This window comes from Geobacillus sp. ZGt-1, assembly GCF_001026865.1.
Lineage (GTDB): Bacteria > Bacillota > Bacilli > Bacillales > Anoxybacillaceae > Geobacillus > Geobacillus thermoleovorans.
This window is the reverse complement of record NZ_LDPD01000036.1, coordinates 1-231: the sequence shown is the minus strand read 5'-3', so window position 1 is coordinate 231 and position 231 is coordinate 1. Positions and strand designations below refer to the sequence as shown.

General features: G+C 53.7%; 1 protein-coding gene. It reads left to right on the top strand.

The window, feature by feature from the left end:
- Positions 1–231 (top strand): transposase family protein (locus VU18_RS17650; protein ID WP_161797231.1); only part of this gene is annotated, 231 nt, incomplete at both ends.

Below are 231 nucleotides of genomic sequence, written 5' to 3'. Positions count from 1 at the left end.
AAGAAGCAATGGATGCATGGGTATGCTCAACGGATCGGCATCTTTTGGGTGGAACTCCCTGTGGAGCGTAGACGTTGTGGCACGTGTGGCATGACATTCAGCACTTCTTATCCCGGAATTTCCCCTCGAAGTGTAGCGACGGATGCGTTTCAGCAATGGGCAGCGCAATGTTGCATCGGAACCTCCATTCAGGCGGTGGCTCGAATGCTCCAGCTTCCTTACACGACCGTT